A 17592-nucleotide genomic window follows, 5' to 3' on the forward strand; every position below is an offset into this window, starting at 1 on the left:
TCAAAAATTGCTGGGCTTAATGCGGAAATGGGGAAAACCACGTGGGGGCAACGATTAGGCAATGTTGGGCGAAATATTGCGGGTGCAACGGTAGGTGTTGCTGCTGGTGCAGCGGTTGCTGTGCCAAAAATTAGAAAGGCGGCAGATTATGATCTTGAAGTGGCAAAAATTGCAAATACAGCTTATTCAGGTGCAAGTATAGAAGAAAAGACAAAAGGTAAAGAAAAAATCCATGGCGCAATTAAAGCGTCGCTAAATTATGGCGGCACAAAAGAAGATGCATTAGGGGCTGTTGGACGTTTAATTGGTGAAGGCAATGTTTCAGTTGAGGACGCATTAAAACTTTTGCCAACGATTCAAATGAACGCTACTGCAACTGGGGCAAGCACTGATGATATTGCCGCATTAGTCAATTCATTGCTGAATTTCGGCATTAAAGCTGATGATATTCAACAAGCACTTGATTATGCCAGTGCGTCGGGTAAAGCGGGCGGTTTTGAATTAAAAGATATGGCGCGTTATGCCCCTGAATTTCTTTCAGCCGCAGGCAATGCTGGCTTGGGGGGATTGGAAGACTTAAAACAGGTGTTTAAAGGTGCGCAACAAGTTTATAAGGTATCAGGTGGTACGGGGCAATCCTCAACTAACCTAGTCAATTTCTTTTCAAAACTGCGTTCTAGTGATACAGCAAAAAAATTTGAAAAATTAGAAGTTTATGATCCCAAAACTAAGAAAACCCATGGCATTGATTTTGAAAAATCCATGACCAACGAAATGAAAACAGGCAAAAATGCGATTGAAGCCTTTATGAGCATAATTGATCAGGTGCTTGCAAGCGATAGAACGTATCAAAAACTGCTAAAAAAACTTAATAACGCAAAAGACGATAAAGAAGCTCAGGCTATTGCAGAGCGTATAGCGAAATATGTGGAAACCACAAAACTTGCTGAAGTGATGCCAGATATTCAAGCAGGCACGGCAATGTTTGCAATGCGTCGGGATAAAAATACGGCTCAAAATGTAGATGAGCAATATGCCATTGCTGAAAAAGGCGACTTCAACAAAGAAGATTTTGATTTTATGCGCCAACAAAATTCAGTTCGTTTTCAGATTGCTAAAAACAAACAGGAAATGAATTCAATTGAAAACTGGAATGGTGCAAATGATAGATTAGGAAATGCCGCAGACTGGTTAAGTGAAAATATAGAAGAATTTCCAAATTTAACCAAAGCCGTTGTTGGTGCGACTGACGCGTTACAAATTTTCAGTGCAGGACTTGCTGGGTTTTCTCTAGTTGATTTATTAACAGGTGGGAAAATGGGGGGCGGTGCTTTAGGTAAAGTGACCCAAGGTGCAGCAACAACATCCGCGATTGCGAATGGAGCTGGCAAATTACTCAATATCGGCGGAAAAGCCGCTACCGCAACAGGTGCGGCAATGGGTGTAGGTGGTTTAATGATTGCTGGAGAAGAACGTACAACGGAAGAAGCAAAGGCTGAAGAAAAAGCTGAGGCGAAAACTGCTCAAGAAAAACAGCTTGAAAACCAATTTTATCCCAATGCTTACGGTGGCAATAAACCGACCACAACCCATTACGCACCGCAAGGTTTCGGTTATAACAAAAATTCTGTATGGGGGACGGCTTCTCGCTCGGGCGAAGTGGCTGAAATTGCACGTAAAGATGAAGTTGCCGCTTTACGCCTTGAGCGAGGCACTCTCACTCAAGCCCAATATGATGAGCGCACGCGCCAAAGTGCGGTAAAAATTGCGGAAATTCGCAATCAGGGGAAAGGCTATTCAGGTTTATCTGTAGCAGCTAATGACACCGACTCCGCTTTAAGTCGCACACTGGGTGATTTATCTAGCTTGGCTAACTATCAAGCGGATTTTTAGCATTTTGGGCAAACCATTCGCGACGGATTAAAAACCGCCATTGAAAGCCAAAATTTTACAATTCAAAATCAAATTAAGATTGATATGGATGGGCGACCTGTTTATGAAGGGGTTGCTGAAAATATCTATCAATCAATGAAACGGGGGTAACTATGGGTTGGACAATGCCTGTACAACGTGCAAGTTTTCGCGGTGTGCGTTTTGATGTGCTTTCGGTGGATGATGATGTCTATCGCTCGACCATTGAGCATGCTTATCCTTTCGTCAATGGCGCAGACGTGGAAGATTTGGGATTAAATCCATTAACCGTGCGTATGCAAGCCGTATTTTATGGGACAGGCTATTATACGGACTTTAAGAAGTTTTTAAGCGTGTTACAAAAATCAGGGGCAGCAACATTAGTGCATCCGATTCGTGGGCGTTTGCAAAATATGATTTGCACTGGGGCGAGTTTTCACCACGAAGCAGAAATGATTGATTATGTGGCGTTAGATTTGACTTTTATTGAATCTACGCCAGCTAAACCGATTTTTGTCTTTAATTATTCCCTATTGGCAAAAATAGATGCCTTACTGACTGAATTAGAAAATTTTGTTGATGATGTGATGGCATTGTATGGCGAATTTATGGAGATTGTTGCCTTTGCCGCTAATACAAAATCACGTTTGTTGGGTGTTTATGGCGCATTATTTGGCTGTTTTGAGCAAGTGCGCGGGTTATTTGATTTTGACAAAACCAAGTATGGTGTGTCGCCTGTCGTGACACAAGATAACTTTAAAGCAAAATCTAGCCGTGCTGTGCGTGATTTGGTGACAATGATTGATTCTGGGTTGCGCCAAATTGCTTCGTGCAAGGACTTAACCCTGCGTGCAAAATTTGATGAGGTACTCCGCACAATACGTCAAATCAAGCATATTCCTGCTGATTTAGTGAGTGGTAAGAATATTAAATCTGCCAAAGAACAAGCGGCGTTGAAATCATTAACGACCTCTTTTAGTAAGGACGATACTGAATCTGTGCATTTAATGATGCAGTTAGCCTCTAGTGTTGCTTTGTTGCGTATTGCCACTGAATTGGTAGAGGACGATGATTTATTGCCACAGGATATTGATTACATCACGACTCAAGTGCGGTCACAAATTATGGATAATTTACAATTGTTACGCAAACAAGTGGACGATGAACATCGTGGGGAAAATATCACGGTATTAAGCACGCCTAATACGAGTTTTTATACTGCTGCGCACAATACGGCAGAACAATTACGCAATAAAGCGCATAAGTTTACTCAACTTGCCCTTGCGGCAATTAATCGTAAACCGCCTTTAATGGTGCGTGAGGTGCCATTTAGCGGTACTGTGCAACAAATTGCACATGCATTTTATCAGGATTACAAACGTGCAGATGAATTATTAAGATTGAATCCGCAGATCCGTTATCCGAATTTTATTGAGCGTGGGGAGTGGTTAAATAGCTATGTCAAATAATTACCCTTATGAAAATGATGTTACGGTGGAAGTGGACGATAAAGCCCACAATAGCTGGAAAAGTTATGATATTGATAGTGACTTTTTAATCCCTGCCGACGCCTTTAAATTTGATTTGGGCGTGCCTTCAAACAGCACGGTTTTACCTGATTTTTCGGGGGCTGAAGTGAAAGTGCGTATTAATGGCGAGCTGGTAATGACAGGTATCGTAGATACAACACAGCATACATACTATGAGTAAAACTAACCGCACTTATAGCCTCAATGGGCGCGACCGTGCGAGTATCCTTGTGGATTGCTCGGCACCCATTACCAATGTGAAAGGCTTGACTGTGTTGGATTCGGTAAAAAAAATTGTCGAACCCCTTGGTATTAAAAAAGTGGCGTTGCGTGCGGAAAATAACCCAACATTAGATAAAGTCGATATTGACGTGGGCGAAACAGCATGGAACGCGGCAATGCGTTGTGCGAACTCGGCAGGCTTGCACTTGTGGTTTGAACCCAATGGAGAGCTGATTGTGGGCGGTGCGGATTACAGCACGCCACCTGTGGCGACCTTGTGTTGCATGAAAGACGGCAAACGAAACAACTTTGAGCAGGCGGATTTAACGTTTGATGTATCAAATCGTTTTAGCGAAGTCACTTTTCTTGCACAAAGCCACGGCAAGCAAGGACAAGATAACAAAAACGATCTGAAATGGGTTTATCACGATCCTGAAATGACCACCTACAAGCCGAAAACCGTGGTGGTGTCTGATGTGGATAATTTGGAAGCCTTGCAAAAATGGGCGAAAAAATACATTGCGGACAGTGTGCTGGAAGGTTTTACCCTTACTATCGTTGTACCCGATCACAAAATGCAAGACGGCACATTATGGCAACCAGGGCAACGTGTACATGTAATTTGCGAAGAATATGATATTGATGCCATTTTCTTTTTAATGGGGCGTCGTTTTACGTTGAGCCGAAACGGTGGCACACAAACGGAACTACGCTTTAAACAAGATGGCATTTGGACACCAGACTCTTACAGCGCAAAAGCAGAAAAAGCTCGCAAGCGCAAAGGCAAGAAATTAATAGCTACTAACGGACATGGCAGCTGGGTGGATGCGAATTAAGGGGACAAAATGAGACGATTAAGCCAAGCCATTCAACAAAAGGCGCAAGGTGCGGTGGACGAAATCCGTCAAGCCTTTCGTGGTGTATTGCACTTGGTGAAAAGTGCGGACAATATTCAAAAAGTTCAGGCCTCAGGTCTTGCCGATGAAACCTTGCAAGATGTGGAGCTGATGCAGCAGTTTGGTTTTACCTCTGTGCCTCCCACAAATACGCAAGCGGTGATTTTACCCATTGGCGGACAAACCACCCACGGCATTGTGATTGCGACCGAGAACGGTTCTTTCCGCGTAAAAAATCTGCAAGGTGGCGAAGTGGCCGTTTATGATGAAAGTGGCTCTAGCATTGTGTTAAAAAAGGGGCGGTTAATTGAGATTGATTGTGATGTGTTAAAGATTAACGCTGCAACAAAAGTGGATATATCAAGTCCATTGGTTGAAACCGATCAGGTCTTTACTGCCCAAGGGCAAATCAATGGTAATGGTGGTATGGCTGTGCAAGGTGGCAGTGATGCAATCTTTACTGGTGATGTACAACAACGTGGTGGTAGCTTTACGACTGACGGCGACGTGACAGCTGGTGCAATTTCATTAAGGAACCATAAACATACTGGCGATAGCGGAGGCAAAACCACTAAACCTGAATAATCTAACCTTAAAGGAGATGCTGAAACCCTGCATCTCCTTTCTTTTTACCTCTTATCTTATTCTGTCAATATGGACAGAGAGATCAGCCCGTTTACTGGGGACTATACAAGTAAACAAATCAGTACCCTTGCCAACGCAGCGTATATCAGATTGACCACACCATTAGGTTCTTGGTGGGCAGATGGGCGTGTAGGCTCTCTGCTCCATCTTATTCCGCGCGAAAAAGATTTGTCGCGCATAGGTTTAATTGCACAACAATATGCCGAAGAAGCCTTGCAACCCTTGATTGATGATGGACGTGCGGACGAAATTATTGTCAATCATACCCAGCCACATAACGGTGTATTGATGTTAGATATATCCATCCGAGATAACCGGGGCGAAACCTATCATTTTAAACACCCGGTAAAAGTCATTTAAAAAGGGTTTAAACCATGTTTATTGTGCCGAGTTTAGAAGATATTCGCCAAGCGATTTTGCGCGATGTGCAGTCATTAGAGCCGAGTGCTGATGTGAGCATAGATAGTGACTATTATGCACGTGCCAGTAGCCTTGCTGCCGTAGCGGAAGGTATTTACGCTCATCAAAAATGGATTATTAAACCATTCTTTCCCGATACTGCCGACACAGATTTTCTTGAAAAACATGCTGGCTTGCGTGGTATTCGCCGTCGTAATGCGACTTATGCCAGTGGCCGTGGCGCAACTGTAACCGGTACCCCCTGATACGGTGATTAAAGCTGGATTACAAATTAAAACAGACGATAACCGATTTTATGAAACCACCGAAAGTGTAGTGATTTCTGCAAGTGGTTCTGCCGTTGTTGCCGTGCGAAGTCTTGCGACAGGTGCCAGCCAAAATATTAAAACTGCGACAAAAGCAAACTTTATGGCGGCACCTTTAGGCGTGCAATCTGATGTGGTGCTAAATGATGTAATTGGTGCAACGGATGCGGAAAGCGATGCGTCTTTGCTTGAACGTTTGCTTGAGATTATTCGCCGACCACCTGCTGGGGGCAATCGTTATGACTATCGTACATGGGCATTATCGGTGGATGGCGTGGATGCTGCTTATGTTTACCCGTTGCGTCGTGGGCTTGGTACGGTAGATATTGCGATTACATCAAATAACGATGTGCCAAGCGATGAAACAATACGTCGCTGCCAAGAATATATTGATGATGTGCGCCCAGTAACCGCGCGAGAAAGCAAAGTGGTGAAACCTGATGTAACGAAAGTCAATTTTAATATTCAGGTGAAAATCAGCGGCGTGACCTTGCCCGAAATTAAGGCAGCGATTTCCACCGCACTTGCAGATTATTTTAATACGTTAATCCCAGGCGATGATTTGATTGTGTCGCAATGTGAAGCGGTAGTAAATAACTTGGTCGGTGTGGTTGATCGTAAGTTTACGGCACCTATCACTAATCTAAAAGCGGATGTGCGTACAAAAATTGAGTGGTTTCGGTTAGGTCAAATCACCGTTACGGAGATGGCATGATGCAAACTGACCACAAAAAGGTGTTAGCAAAACTTTATCCGCCTGTTTCATACGACGTAAATGGAGAGCGTTTTTTAGCACAGTGTGAGGTGGATGGTAATGCCTTTGACCGATTACAAAAAAGTGCGGTGGATTTATTGCAAATTATTGAACCTACTACCTCCAATACAATGTTGTCCGATTGGGAACGTTTATGCGGCATAAAAACAGATTATAGCAATAACTATCAAGCACGAGTAAAACGTGTCATTGCCAAGTTAAATGCGATTGGGGGATTATCTATTCCCTATTTTAAACGGATTGCGGAAAGTATTGGATATCGCATCGAAATTAAAGAGTTTTCTCCCCTTGCTAATGATTTGCCAACGACGGGAGATTTGGTTCAATTTCGCAACGAAGAGCGTGATAACTTGATTTTTATGTGGCGAGTATCGGTGCTTAATGGCGATGACAATATTGTGTATTTTCGCGCAGGTAGTTCCTTTGCGGGTAATCATTTAGTGGAATTTGGTGACCCAATTATTGAGGAGTTCTTCCGAGATTTAAAACCCGCACACACCTACTGTTATTTTGCTTATCAAACAGGATCTTAATATATGAAAAGTTTAATGCCTCAAATTGATTCAAATGATGGCCTTTTTCACAACGGTAATCCAGCAACAGGCGAACAAGGCACACGAGTAACCGATACGTGGCTTAATAATTTGCAAGACCGAGTACGCGATGTACAAGCGGAAGTGCATTATGTGTTGCAAAAAGCGGGGTTCAAGCCCGTAGAAAATAAGCAAACTCAGCTTTATGAGGCGATTGTTAAGATTATTGATGACAACCGAAAGACGGCAAGTTTAACTCAAAAAGGCGAAACCAAACTTTACACAGGCTACGATAGCCAAAGTGAAGATTTAGCATTGACGCCTAAAACCGGTTATCAGTTAAAACAGCTTATTGACTCCAACACACGCTCGCTTGGCAATGTTATCCCCAACAGCAAAAAATCCAGTGTAGTCAACAGTAACAGCAACGATACCGTGGCAACCTCTGCAGCAGTCAAGACAGCTTACGATAAAGCAGTCTCTGCCGAAGAAAACAACCTCTATCAGAAAATCTATGTTGGTAAAGATAATTTGCAATTAGATCTAACAGATCGCCAGCAACTCATTAATCTTTTTGGCTATAGCTACCGCATTAACGGGCATTTATCATTCACCGCACATAACAATGCGCAAAGTAATATCACCGGCTTACCGTTAACCACAAAAAGCCCGATTGCTGTCACATTTTATATTATTGGTGGTTATTCGTCTGTTTATTGTCATTATCCACTTTTAGGTCGCTCATTTTTTAGTCGCATCAATTTTAATAACACGGCACTTACATATAAATGGATTGAGTTGCTTACCAACACTGGGGAACAAACCATCAATAATCAACTGGTTTTAGCAACAAGAGGTTGGAGTAAAATCAAGTTTTCAATTGATAGCGGGGGGGTATGGCGTGTTGAAATGAATCCAAACAGCGAAACTGACCCACGTTTTAATTTTGTGTACAAAATGAAAGATAACACGTCACGTTATTGCTCTTTCCCAGTATTAAGAAAAAATGAAGTCGTTGCGTATCAAGACTGGGTTAATGCACAAATAGCCGACAATTTCACGCGTGGTAAACTGACCACACAAAATCTTAATGACATTAAAGCCTACGGTATTTACGCGCAAGAGGCGAATAGAGATGCTACACCTGAGCGAAATTATCCGACCAATTTTGCCGGGACGTTGATTGTCTATCCATCGGCTTATAACGTCATGCAGAAATACATCAATTTCCGCTCGGGCGAAACCTATCAACGGAATGTCAATATTGACTTGCGCACATGGAGCGAGTGGCGGCGGATTGATGGGCTTAATAGCGTATCTCGTTCAGGTGATAAGATGACTGGCTCATTAATGATTGAGGGCAGTGCACCAGGGGGATTTGCCAATGGACTTATGCTTAAAAATAAAGCTGGGGGTCAAAATACAGGCGTATTTGTTGATTTTTATCAAACCGATAACATCCCTCGCGCATCAATGTTAATGAGGGATGCTGGTAATAATTCAACCCAAATTGAATTTCTGAACACTCCGGAAGGAGCGGATTGGTATAGAGATAGCCGACAAGGAGTGCTTACAATTTCATCGACTGGGGGGTTGTGGAGTAAATCTTACGGCTGGCTGCATGATCACTTTGCCAAACAAGATGATATTCGCAATGTTTGGAACGAATTAAACAACACCTACCGAAAAAATAGATACCGACACCAGTATTATCCGCACCATTACAACAGTGCAGAAGTGTTTGATATACCAATGGCAGATAATGGTGTAATGCGAGTAATTATTATGAATGTAACTATTAATGGCTACGCTAAAGTCAATCTACCTGAAGCATTTAATGGGAGCTGTGTGGTGCAAGCAACCGATGTTGGTGGCGGTCAAAAGCGTGTTGGTGCAAATATCCAAAATGGGAATGTTGTTGAAATCCACAATAGTGGACAAACAGACTTTCAAATTTTAGCTATAGGCTGGTATGGATGGTAAAAAATATGATGTTATTTAATATAGAAACAAGCATGTTCGCACCTGATTGTCTAGTAACAGATAATCAAAATTGGATTGAAGTGAGCGATGAAGAAATTGATGGTATTTCTGCCAGTATAACCGGCGGTGGTGCGGTTTGGGCTGAAAATGGCAAAATCAAATGCTCGGGCAAGGCACCGAGTCGATTTCATGTTTTCAACATGGCGACTAAATCCTTTGAGCTATCGGAGGAAAAACAAACCGCATTTTTAGCCGAAACCCAAACTCGCCTTATCGCCAACATCGATGAGCACGCAGCAAAAATCTACAGTACATGGACACGCTTTGAGAGTGAGTATCGTGAGCGTCAAGCCGCAGCAGAAGCCTTTAAAGCGGCAAATTATGAAGGTGATTGCAGTCGATATATCTCAGATTTTGCGCAACGTGCCAGACTGGATAATAAGACCGCTGCAAACCTGATTTTGACACAGGCAGCAGGCTTGGAAAAGTTGCAAGTTGAGTTGGCTAACCAACGTATGCGCAAGTATGAAGTCAAAGCCCCTAATCTTACGCTTGAGCAACTGCAATCAATCCATGATGACATTATCAAACAAATGGATAACTTGATGGAGGCATATCAAAATGGCTAAGGTGTATTTGGCGATGTACAAACACAAACGCGACTGGCGCAAAGAGCCATTCAAAGCGATAGCCGACCGCATTACTCGATTTTTTACCAAAGGCAACTATTCTCACTGCGAGATTGCCATTGAGCGCATTGAGTTTGGCAATGGGCATCATTATGAGCATGCGACAGTGTATGACTGCTACTCATCATCGGTACAAGACGGTGGCGTGCGTTGCAAACAGATTGATGTGTCCGATAACACCAAATGGGATTTAATCCCACATCAACGATGTCACCGAGGCGCAAATCAAAGCCTGTTTTAACCGCACTTCTGGCAAAAAATATGACTGGTGGGGAGCATTAGGCATCGTGCTTGGAACCAAACAAAAACGCTCAAAGTATTTTTGTAGTGAGTGGTGCTTCAATGCGATTTTGGGCAGTGAAGAAGGCTGGCGGTTTAGTCCAAATCAACTGGCCGTAATGTTCAATAAAAGAAGAATTTAAAAGGGGGGGGGGTTACCCTGCACAAAGTTTAATTCAGTAAAGAAAAGACGGCGATAACAACGGCACTAGGAATGCTCGTTGTTACCAGCTACGCAGAACGAACCTGCATATAGCCATATGCCGCCTACCTTGTGCAAGGCGGGCGGATTGTAACAAATCTTTTAACTAGGAGAAATATATGCAGTCAATTAAAGCAATCCGTTACACATTTTGTAACAAATTATTGGCGAAAGTGGGGATAGTTGGTTATTTAGAAATCAAATGCCCTCGTTGCAAAACCGTTAATACTACACGTTAATTTGATTTGAGTGTCAGAATGCCTTGAGCATCGGAACGCCATAGAATAGAAAGGAAAAACTATGGCAAATCAAAACACCTTTAAACAAGCTCCATTGCCGTTTATCGGACAAAAACGAATGTTTCTTAAACATTTTGAAACAGTTTTAAATAAGAATATTAAAGGTGATGGCGAAGGCTGGACGATTATTGATACATTCGACGGCTCGGGCTTATTAAGCCACGCAGCCAAAGTAATTAAAACCAAAGCACACGTAATTTACAATGATTTTGATGGATATGCGGAGCGATTGGCGCACATTGATGACATTAACAAGTTGCGTGCCGAGCTTTACTCTGTAGTTGGTAACGCTACGCAAAAAAATAAACGTATGACGAAGGATTGCAAAGCAGAATGCATCAGAATCATTCAAAACTTCAAAGGGTATAAAGATTTAAATTGCTTAGCGAGTTGGTTATTGTTCAGTGGGCAACAAGTAGCAACGCTTGATGACTTATTCCAACATGATTTCTGGCATTGTATTCGTCAGTCTGATTATCCAAAGGCAGACGGTTATTTGGACGGCGTAGAGATTGTACGTGAATCATTCCACACGTTACTACCGAAATTTGCTGATAATCCCAAAGCATTATTTGTGTTAGATCCTCCGTATCTATGCACACGCCAAGAGAGCTACAAGCAAGTAACTTACTTTGATTTAATCGACTTTCTACGTTTGATTAACATCACACGACCGCCTTATGTATTCTTTAGTTCTACTAAGAGCGAGTTTGTGCGGTTTATTGAATATATGGTCGAGGACAAAGTGGATAATTGGCAGACTTTTGACAACGCACAGCGCATTGTAGTCAATGCTTCGGCTAGTTATACAGGCAAGTATGAAGATAACATAGTTTATAAATTTTGAGTATGCTTTAGCCATTGAAAAGGCGTAAAATGATTGCGGAGTGCGGAGGAGGTAACTATGAATAAGCTCAAAATTGATAACGGCGATGAGTATATCGAAAAATTAGTAGCATTTGTATCTCAGTTTTACGCCGACAACCCAATATTTACCGAACTAAACTTAACAGATGAACAACAAAATCTTCTTATGGATAAGCTAATCATGCCAAAATTCAAAGATATTTATGATGTTTCTTATCAAGCATTAAGGCAAAGCTATTTTAAGTTGAATGGCTAATAACAGGATTTAAACGCCCTTTAAATAGTAATTAAAGGGCGTTTTTATTTGCTTTAAAGTTGTGATTCATTTTGCATAAATATTTTTTGGTTTATGCAAAATAAAAGCCTATTTTATGCAAAAAGATTCGCAAAATTATACAATTAGCTTATTTTTCATTTTTGATATTGGAGAAAATATTTGCCAAAATTGGACCCGATACATTGTGCCAGAAACTAAATAAAGCACTTGGTACCGTTGCAATTGGGTTGAAATGTGTGGCAGCCAGTGCGGCGCCTAAACCTGAGTTTTTGTTAAAAAGAATGAAAAGAGCGGTCAATTTAAAGACGTTTTTTGAGATGTCTATCCCTAACTTGTATTTATAGGTGGCTAGGAAGTGTTTATTTGCCAAGCATTTTCATCAAGCAATTGACCAAAATGACTTTCTACAAGAAGGCGAGTGATGTTATTTTGAGGATTAGTGAAGCTCTCTCTTGGTGTACCCGATTCGATAATTTCACCTTGATCCATCACCAAGACTTGATCAGCAATGTGTTTGATAATGCCTAAGTTTTGCCCTACATAAATATAGGAAAGCCCCAAATGTTCTTGTAAATCTAAAATTAAGTTAAGTAATTGAACACGTACAGAAGCATCTAATGCGCTAAGAACATCATCAATAATAATAATTTCAGGCTGAAGAATCAGTGCGCGAGCTAAGGCGATCCGCTGTTTTTGGCTCATTGAGAGATGTTTAATTTTAAGATTAGTATAATCGGGATAAAGTCCCACTAATGAAAGCGTTTCAAAGATCTTTTGATTGCGTGTTTCTTCATCCCAATCGGTAATTAATTTCAATGGTGCGTCTAAGGCTTGTCCTATATTTAAGCGAGGGTTAAATGCTGAATTCGCATCTTGGAAAACCATTCGGATATGCTGTGCTCGATTATGAAAATCTTCAAATTGTAACGGTAAATCATTGAATAATATTTTTCCTGAAGTTGGGGGGTAATCCCTGCGATCATTTTAACTAAGGTTGATTTACCCGAACCATTTTTACCAATGATCGCAAGCGTTTCTTTGCGATTAAGTGAAAAGCTTATCTCTTTTACTGCATAAAACTGCTCTGTGCCAAAAAATTTAGCCGGACCTTCAAAGGTTTTGCTAAGATTTTCCACTTGTAGTAAAGGCATTATTCACTTCCTTTTGATTCTGTATTGAGCGTAAGTGGTGACGTTGTCATTTTATCTTTAAACTGCCTTTCTCGGATATTTATTGGATGATGGCAGGAAAACTCGTGCTGTTTAATGCGATATCGGCTTGGCTTTTGAATACATTCACGTTGTGCGAAAGGACAGCGAGGCCCTAATCGACACCCCATCGGCATTTGTTCCAGAATGGGGACAATGCCTTCCAATGTTCCCAATCGGCTTTTAAAACTTAAGGGGCGACTAAAGTCGGGAACTGAGTAGAGTAATGCTTGTGTATAAGGATGATGAGGCATTTCTAATAATTGCTCGGTTGGGCCAGACTCTGTATTTTGACCACAATAAAGCACAGAAATGCTATCACACCATTCACTAATACTTTTCAGATCATTACTCGCTAATAAAATCGTTGTGCCTTGGTTTTGATTCATGCTTGAAAGTAAGCGGAAAATTTGTAATGCTGTAATTGACTCCAAAGAATTGGTGGGCTCATCCGCAATTAATAAGCGAGGCTGATTTGCAATCGCTACTGCGATCATGACTTTTTGACCTTCACCTTCTGTGAGATCGTCAGGATAATGCCATAATGTCCAGGTGATCTTTAATACCTACACGGTGTAGTAATTCAATTGCTCGACGTTTTTTCCAGCCGAACCATTGCCACCAATGACCTTTAAATGTCCAGTTCGGAATACTCTGAATAAGCTGTTTGCCGATTCTTCGGCTTGAATCTAGGTAGCTTAATGGATTTTGGAAAATCATTGAAATTTCTTTACCAACGATTTTTCGACGTTGATTCGGTGTTAGTTTAAGTAATTCAACATCATTAAAACGAAAACGGTCAGCCGTAACAATCCAGTTATCTTTAATGGAATTACTGATTATTTTAGCGATTAAACTTTTACCGGAACCGGATTCACCAACAAGTCCTAGAATTTCCCCTTCATTGACTGAAAGATTGACGCCGTCCACAATTTTTATACGGCCGTTTGGTGTTTGAATTTCAATATTAAGATTGCGAATATCTAACAGCGCCATGGGTTACTCGTAATATTTATTGATTGCTTTACACAATCCGTTAGTAAAAATAATGCTCAATAAAATGGTAAAAATAATAGCAAAACCGGGTAATAACACTGTCCATGGTGCAAGATAAATTAATTCTAATGAATCTTTAATCATTGCGCCCCATTCAGGCATTGGACGTTGTGCACCTAGAGAAATAAAGCTTAATGCTGCAATATCTAAAATAGCAACCACAAATGCACGGGCGATTTCTTGCGTATAGGCAACACTAATATTCGGCAAAATGGTGCTTTTTAATAGCTCCCAGTTTGAAATCCCATCTAATCTTAGTAAGAGAACATAGTCTTTCTTCAGCTCTTGTTGAATGGCTTGATAAATGGCATGTACAAAATACGGCAAAATAGCTAATAGAGTAGCAAATATGGCATTCATCAAGCTCGGTTCCATTAATGTTGAAATGATAATGGCAATCAACAAAATAGGAATGGATAAAAACGCATCAAAAATATGGCCTAAGACACGAAATTTAATCCCTTCTGACATGCCCGCAAGAATACCTAATGCACCACCAATAATCGCTACAGCAATGACGACTAAAAGAGATGAACCAAGGGTATAGTGCGTTCCCATGATGAGTCGACTGAATACATCACGACCGAGATCATCGGTTCCAAAGAAAAAGGCAATACGGCCTTTTTCGACCCAAGATGGCGGCATCAATTCTTCTCCCACAAATTCCATGCTTTCGTTATAAGGCATGATTAGCTTGGGAAAAAGTGCGATAAAAATAAGAAAAACAAATAAATATAAACTAAATAACGCTACACGATTTTGACGAAAAAGCAACCAAATCTGAAAAAAGGAGGTACTTTCACGAAATTCATCAGGTTCTCTATCTTGCATACCATCCCTTCTTATTAAATGGATCTAATATAAACATGAGTAATTTGGCTAAGGTATCAATAATGATTATACAAATACCAATTACCACTACACCGGCAGAAATGCTATTGTAATCTTGTTGGGTTACAGCATTTATGAGCCAAAGTCCAATACCAGGCCAGCCTAAGACTGTCTCTACTAGCATACATTGTGTTAACACTAAGGTAAATACACGAGTAAACTGTGGAATTAATAATGGAAATGTATTTCGAAAAACATAACGTCTTAAGATCATCCATTTTGACCATCCACGAGTTACTGCTGCTTTAGCATATTCTTGCTGAAGTAGATAATTTGCTCGTTGTTGAATAATACGGATAAATTCCATTGTTGGTAGAATGCAAAGCACCAATGTGGGCAAGGCTAAATGTTGTAAAACGTTCTGTACTATTTTTGTTCGGTAAGTCACATCTAAAAACCACATATCAATGATGGGAAAACCTGTTATTGGTTTGATTTCATAGAGTAAATTATATTGTCCAATTGCTGCAATTTCCCAATTTTGAATTGCTGCAACATAAAGCAAAATAGGGGCTAACCAGAAACTAGGAATCGATAAACCAACATTCGAGATACTTTGCAATGTTCGTGAAAAAGCACCTTGATTATAGACCGCACTTAATACACCCAAAGGAATACTTAAAAGACAAGCTAATAAGAGCGCAGTAAAGCAGAGTTCTAATGTGGGTGGTAAGACGGTGAAAATTAAATCTTTTAAGGATTTTCCGCCGTTATAAGTAATGCCCAAATCGCCTTGTAATAATGATGTTAAATAGTGATAGTAAGTACTATAAATATTATTGGTAATAAGAGCAGCATTAAGCGGATCACGCATTAAAATGACAAAGCTTAGCAAAGAGAGAATCAATAATAAGATAATCACCCAAACTATATGTCTAATTGCTGAAAGGAGCATTATTTTTTCTCCTTAGTTTTCATAAAATATAAAGTAGAAAAATTGATGCTACCAAATGGTGTCATTTCTATGCCTTTTACGTGCCACTTGCGACTAAAAGTCGTTGAACGTTTGCAATTGGCACAATAGGTAATTCATTTAAAATAAGTTCTTGTGCGCTATTATAAGCTTTAGAACGCTCATATAAATGATTAGTCGACAGTGCACGATCCATCATCTTATCAAATTCAGGGTTACACCAATTTGATAAATTTGTGATTTCATTTTGAGTATCACAACTTAAAATCGGGCGCATAAAACCATCAGGATCAAGGTTTCCTGCAAGCCACCCCGTTAAAATCAAATCGTAATCTTCAGTGTGATTGCGTAATTGTTCGGTTAAAAATGTACGTGTGACTGACCGCACTTTAACATCCACTCCAACCTTTGCTAAATCCCATTTGATAAGTTCAGCCATTTTAATGGGGGCAGGATTATATACTTGCTCTTCGTTTATTACCCACATTTTCAATGCTAATTTCTTATCTCGTAAGATTTTTTCCGCTTTTGAAGGCTGATAATCATAAGTAAAATCAGGTGTGTTAATCGCCGAAGCCCAAGAAATATCAGGAATAATATTATTCGCTACAGTTGCCGTGTTATGATAAATGTTTCGTACAATTCTAAAACGGTTTAAGCTTTGCGAAATGGCTTGACGAATAGTTTTATCCTGCATTAACGATTTTTGAAAATTGAAAGCTAAATAAGCTAAATTCATCCCTTCTGTTGATTGTAAATAATAAGAGGCATTTTTTTCACTTAACAAACCAAGTTGGCTGATTTCTGGAGAAGAAGCAATCTGACATTCATTATTAAAGAATTTTATTAAACGACCACTGCGCTCAGCTGAAAGATCTACAATAATATTTTTAATTTTGGCTTCTTTTTTCCAATACTCCTCATTACGTATTAAGCGAACATATTGATTATAAACGTAGTCTTTTACTTGGTACGGCCCCGTGCCGACAGGATGAGTATCCAATTGGGAGAGGTTATCATCAGCACTTAATTGGTATGCATATTCTTGCGAGAAAATAATAGAGTATTGACTGGCAAGATGCGACAGAATTGAGGCATCAGGTTCAAACAGTTCAATTTTGACCTGATAAGGATTCGTTGCTGTGATACTTTTAATTTTTTGATTCAGCTTAATACTTTCAAAATAGGGAAAGTGAACCTTCTTGGCTTGCTCGTGAAAGATTCTATATTGTGGATTTTTATAGGTTACTACATCGTCTGAAAGTGTCGGTAGATAAGTATCATGCCCTAAAACACGATTAATCGAAAAGACCACATCTTCTGCATTAAACTCACGTGTTGGGGTAAACCAAGGCGTACGATGGAATTTCACCCCTTGACGAAGATTAATGAGAATTTGTTTGCCATCAGATGAAATTGAATAGGATTGTGCTAACACAGGAACAAGTGCTGCACTGTGGTCTTTCATATCAAACAATTTGTTATAAATTTGCTCCGTCACCACATTCATACTGGTACCTGCGTCTGCAGTTTGCGGGTTAAAGGAAAAACCCGATGCATTTGTGCAGTATGTTAAGCCATTTTCTGTCAGCATTTTAGGTATGCGCGGGGCAGCTTGTGCCAGATTAATTAGGCTCAACCCACACAATAAAAAACAAAAAGTGACATTTCGATGTAACATAGCTTTATTAT

At 40.4% G+C, this 17592-nt stretch carries 12 protein-coding genes and 7 pseudogenes; 13 read left to right on the forward strand and 6 right to left on the reverse strand.

All coding sequences use genetic code 11. The features are described 5' to 3' along the window. The first annotated feature begins 27 nt into the window (after positions 1 to 27). The 13 genes and pseudogenes from ACPT9C_RS09285 (at position 28) to ACPT9C_RS09345 (ending at position 11811) form a co-directional block, all read left to right on the forward strand. Entirely contained in the window at positions 28 to 1893 is a 1866-nt protein-coding gene (locus ACPT9C_RS09285; protein ID WP_240030850.1) for a phage tail tape measure protein, read from the forward strand. A gap of 152 nt (positions 1894 to 2045) precedes the next feature. Next, positions 2046 to 3380: a DNA circularization protein gene (locus tag ACPT9C_RS09290; protein ID WP_050948608.1), complete on the forward strand. Its 1335-nt coding sequence runs from the start codon at positions 2046 to 2048 to the stop codon at positions 3378 to 3380. Beyond that, positions 3370 to 4498: pseudogene (locus ACPT9C_RS09295) on the forward strand (phage baseplate assembly protein). Before ACPT9C_RS09290 ends, ACPT9C_RS09295 begins: the two are co-directional and overlap by 11 nt. 9 nt (positions 4499 to 4507) lie before the next feature. Next, entirely contained in the window at positions 4508 to 5143 is a 636-nt protein-coding gene (locus ACPT9C_RS09300; protein ID WP_050948609.1) for a phage baseplate assembly protein V, read from the forward strand. 69 nt (positions 5144 to 5212) lie between these two features. Next, on the forward strand, positions 5213 to 5563 hold the full coding sequence (locus ACPT9C_RS09305; protein WP_050948610.1) for a phage GP46 family protein: 351 nt from the start codon (positions 5213 to 5215) through the stop codon (positions 5561 to 5563). A gap of 14 nt (positions 5564 to 5577) precedes the next feature. Next, positions 5578 to 6643 (forward strand): annotated as a pseudogene (locus ACPT9C_RS09310) (baseplate J/gp47 family protein). Beyond that, positions 6640 to 7236 (forward strand): YmfQ family protein, encoded by a 597-nt coding sequence (locus ACPT9C_RS09315; RefSeq protein ID WP_171970161.1) that lies wholly within the window; start codon positions 6640 to 6642, stop codon positions 7234 to 7236. Before ACPT9C_RS09310 ends, ACPT9C_RS09315 begins: the two are co-directional and overlap by 4 nt. A 3-nt stretch (positions 7237 to 7239) precedes the next feature. Beyond that, positions 7240 to 9219: a pyocin knob domain-containing protein gene (locus ACPT9C_RS09320; protein ID WP_050948611.1), complete on the forward strand. Its 1980-nt coding sequence runs from the start codon at positions 7240 to 7242 to the stop codon at positions 9217 to 9219. Between the two features lie 32 nt (positions 9220 to 9251). After that, positions 9252 to 9848, forward strand: a complete 597-nt coding sequence (locus tag ACPT9C_RS09325; protein WP_240030867.1) for a hypothetical protein — start codon at positions 9252 to 9254, stop codon at positions 9846 to 9848. Beyond that, positions 9841 to 10330: pseudogene (locus tag ACPT9C_RS09330) on the forward strand (enoyl-CoA hydratase). The gene ACPT9C_RS09325 and the pseudogene ACPT9C_RS09330 overlap by 8 nt, the downstream one beginning before the upstream one ends. A gap of 178 nt (positions 10331 to 10508) precedes the next feature. Continuing rightward, entirely contained in the window at positions 10509 to 10628 is a 120-nt protein-coding gene (locus ACPT9C_RS09335) for a Com family DNA-binding transcriptional regulator (protein ID WP_050948612.1), read from the forward strand. 61 nt (positions 10629 to 10689) lie between these two features. Continuing rightward, the gene (locus ACPT9C_RS09340; protein ID WP_050948613.1) at positions 10690 to 11535 is read left to right on the forward strand and encodes a hypothetical protein; all 846 of its coding nucleotides are present in this window, start codon (positions 10690 to 10692) and stop codon (positions 11533 to 11535) included. A 57-nt stretch (positions 11536 to 11592) separates the two neighbouring features. Beyond that, positions 11593 to 11811: a hypothetical protein gene (locus tag ACPT9C_RS09345; protein WP_021034860.1), complete on the forward strand. Its 219-nt coding sequence runs from the start codon at positions 11593 to 11595 to the stop codon at positions 11809 to 11811. A gap of 148 nt (positions 11812 to 11959) precedes the next feature. On the opposite strand, the pseudogene ACPT9C_RS09350 reads toward ACPT9C_RS09345, so the two are convergent. The 6 genes and pseudogenes from ACPT9C_RS09350 to ACPT9C_RS09375 all read right to left on the reverse strand — a co-directional run. Further along, positions 11960 to 12103, reverse strand: a pseudogene (locus ACPT9C_RS09350) (bile acid:sodium symporter family protein); the annotation flags it as partial. A 77-nt stretch (positions 12104 to 12180) separates the two neighbouring features. After that, a pseudogene (locus ACPT9C_RS09355) lies at positions 12181 to 12983 on the reverse strand (ATP-binding cassette domain-containing protein). Continuing rightward, a pseudogene (locus ACPT9C_RS09360) lies at positions 12983 to 14036 on the reverse strand (oligopeptide/dipeptide ABC transporter ATP-binding protein). The pseudogenes ACPT9C_RS09355 and ACPT9C_RS09360 overlap by 1 nt, the downstream one beginning before the upstream one ends. Positions 14037 to 14039: 3 nt before the next feature. Beyond that, positions 14040 to 14927, reverse strand: coding sequence for an ABC transporter permease subunit (locus ACPT9C_RS09365; RefSeq protein ID WP_050948614.1), 888 nt, complete (start codon positions 14925 to 14927; stop codon positions 14040 to 14042). Then, complete coding sequence (locus tag ACPT9C_RS09370) at positions 14917 to 15882, reverse strand: ABC transporter permease (RefSeq protein ID WP_050948615.1); 966 nt, start codon at positions 15880 to 15882, stop codon at positions 14917 to 14919. The genes ACPT9C_RS09365 and ACPT9C_RS09370 overlap by 11 nt, the downstream gene beginning before the upstream one ends. Beyond that, positions 15882 to 17581 (reverse strand): annotated as a pseudogene (locus ACPT9C_RS09375) (ABC transporter substrate-binding protein). Before ACPT9C_RS09375 ends, ACPT9C_RS09370 begins: the two are co-directional and overlap by 1 nt. Positions 17582 to 17592 lie beyond the last annotated feature (11 nt).

It is taken from the genome of Haemophilus sp. HN_Hi16, assembly GCF_049823435.1.
GTDB lineage: Bacteria > Pseudomonadota > Gammaproteobacteria > Enterobacterales > Pasteurellaceae > Haemophilus > Haemophilus influenzae_D.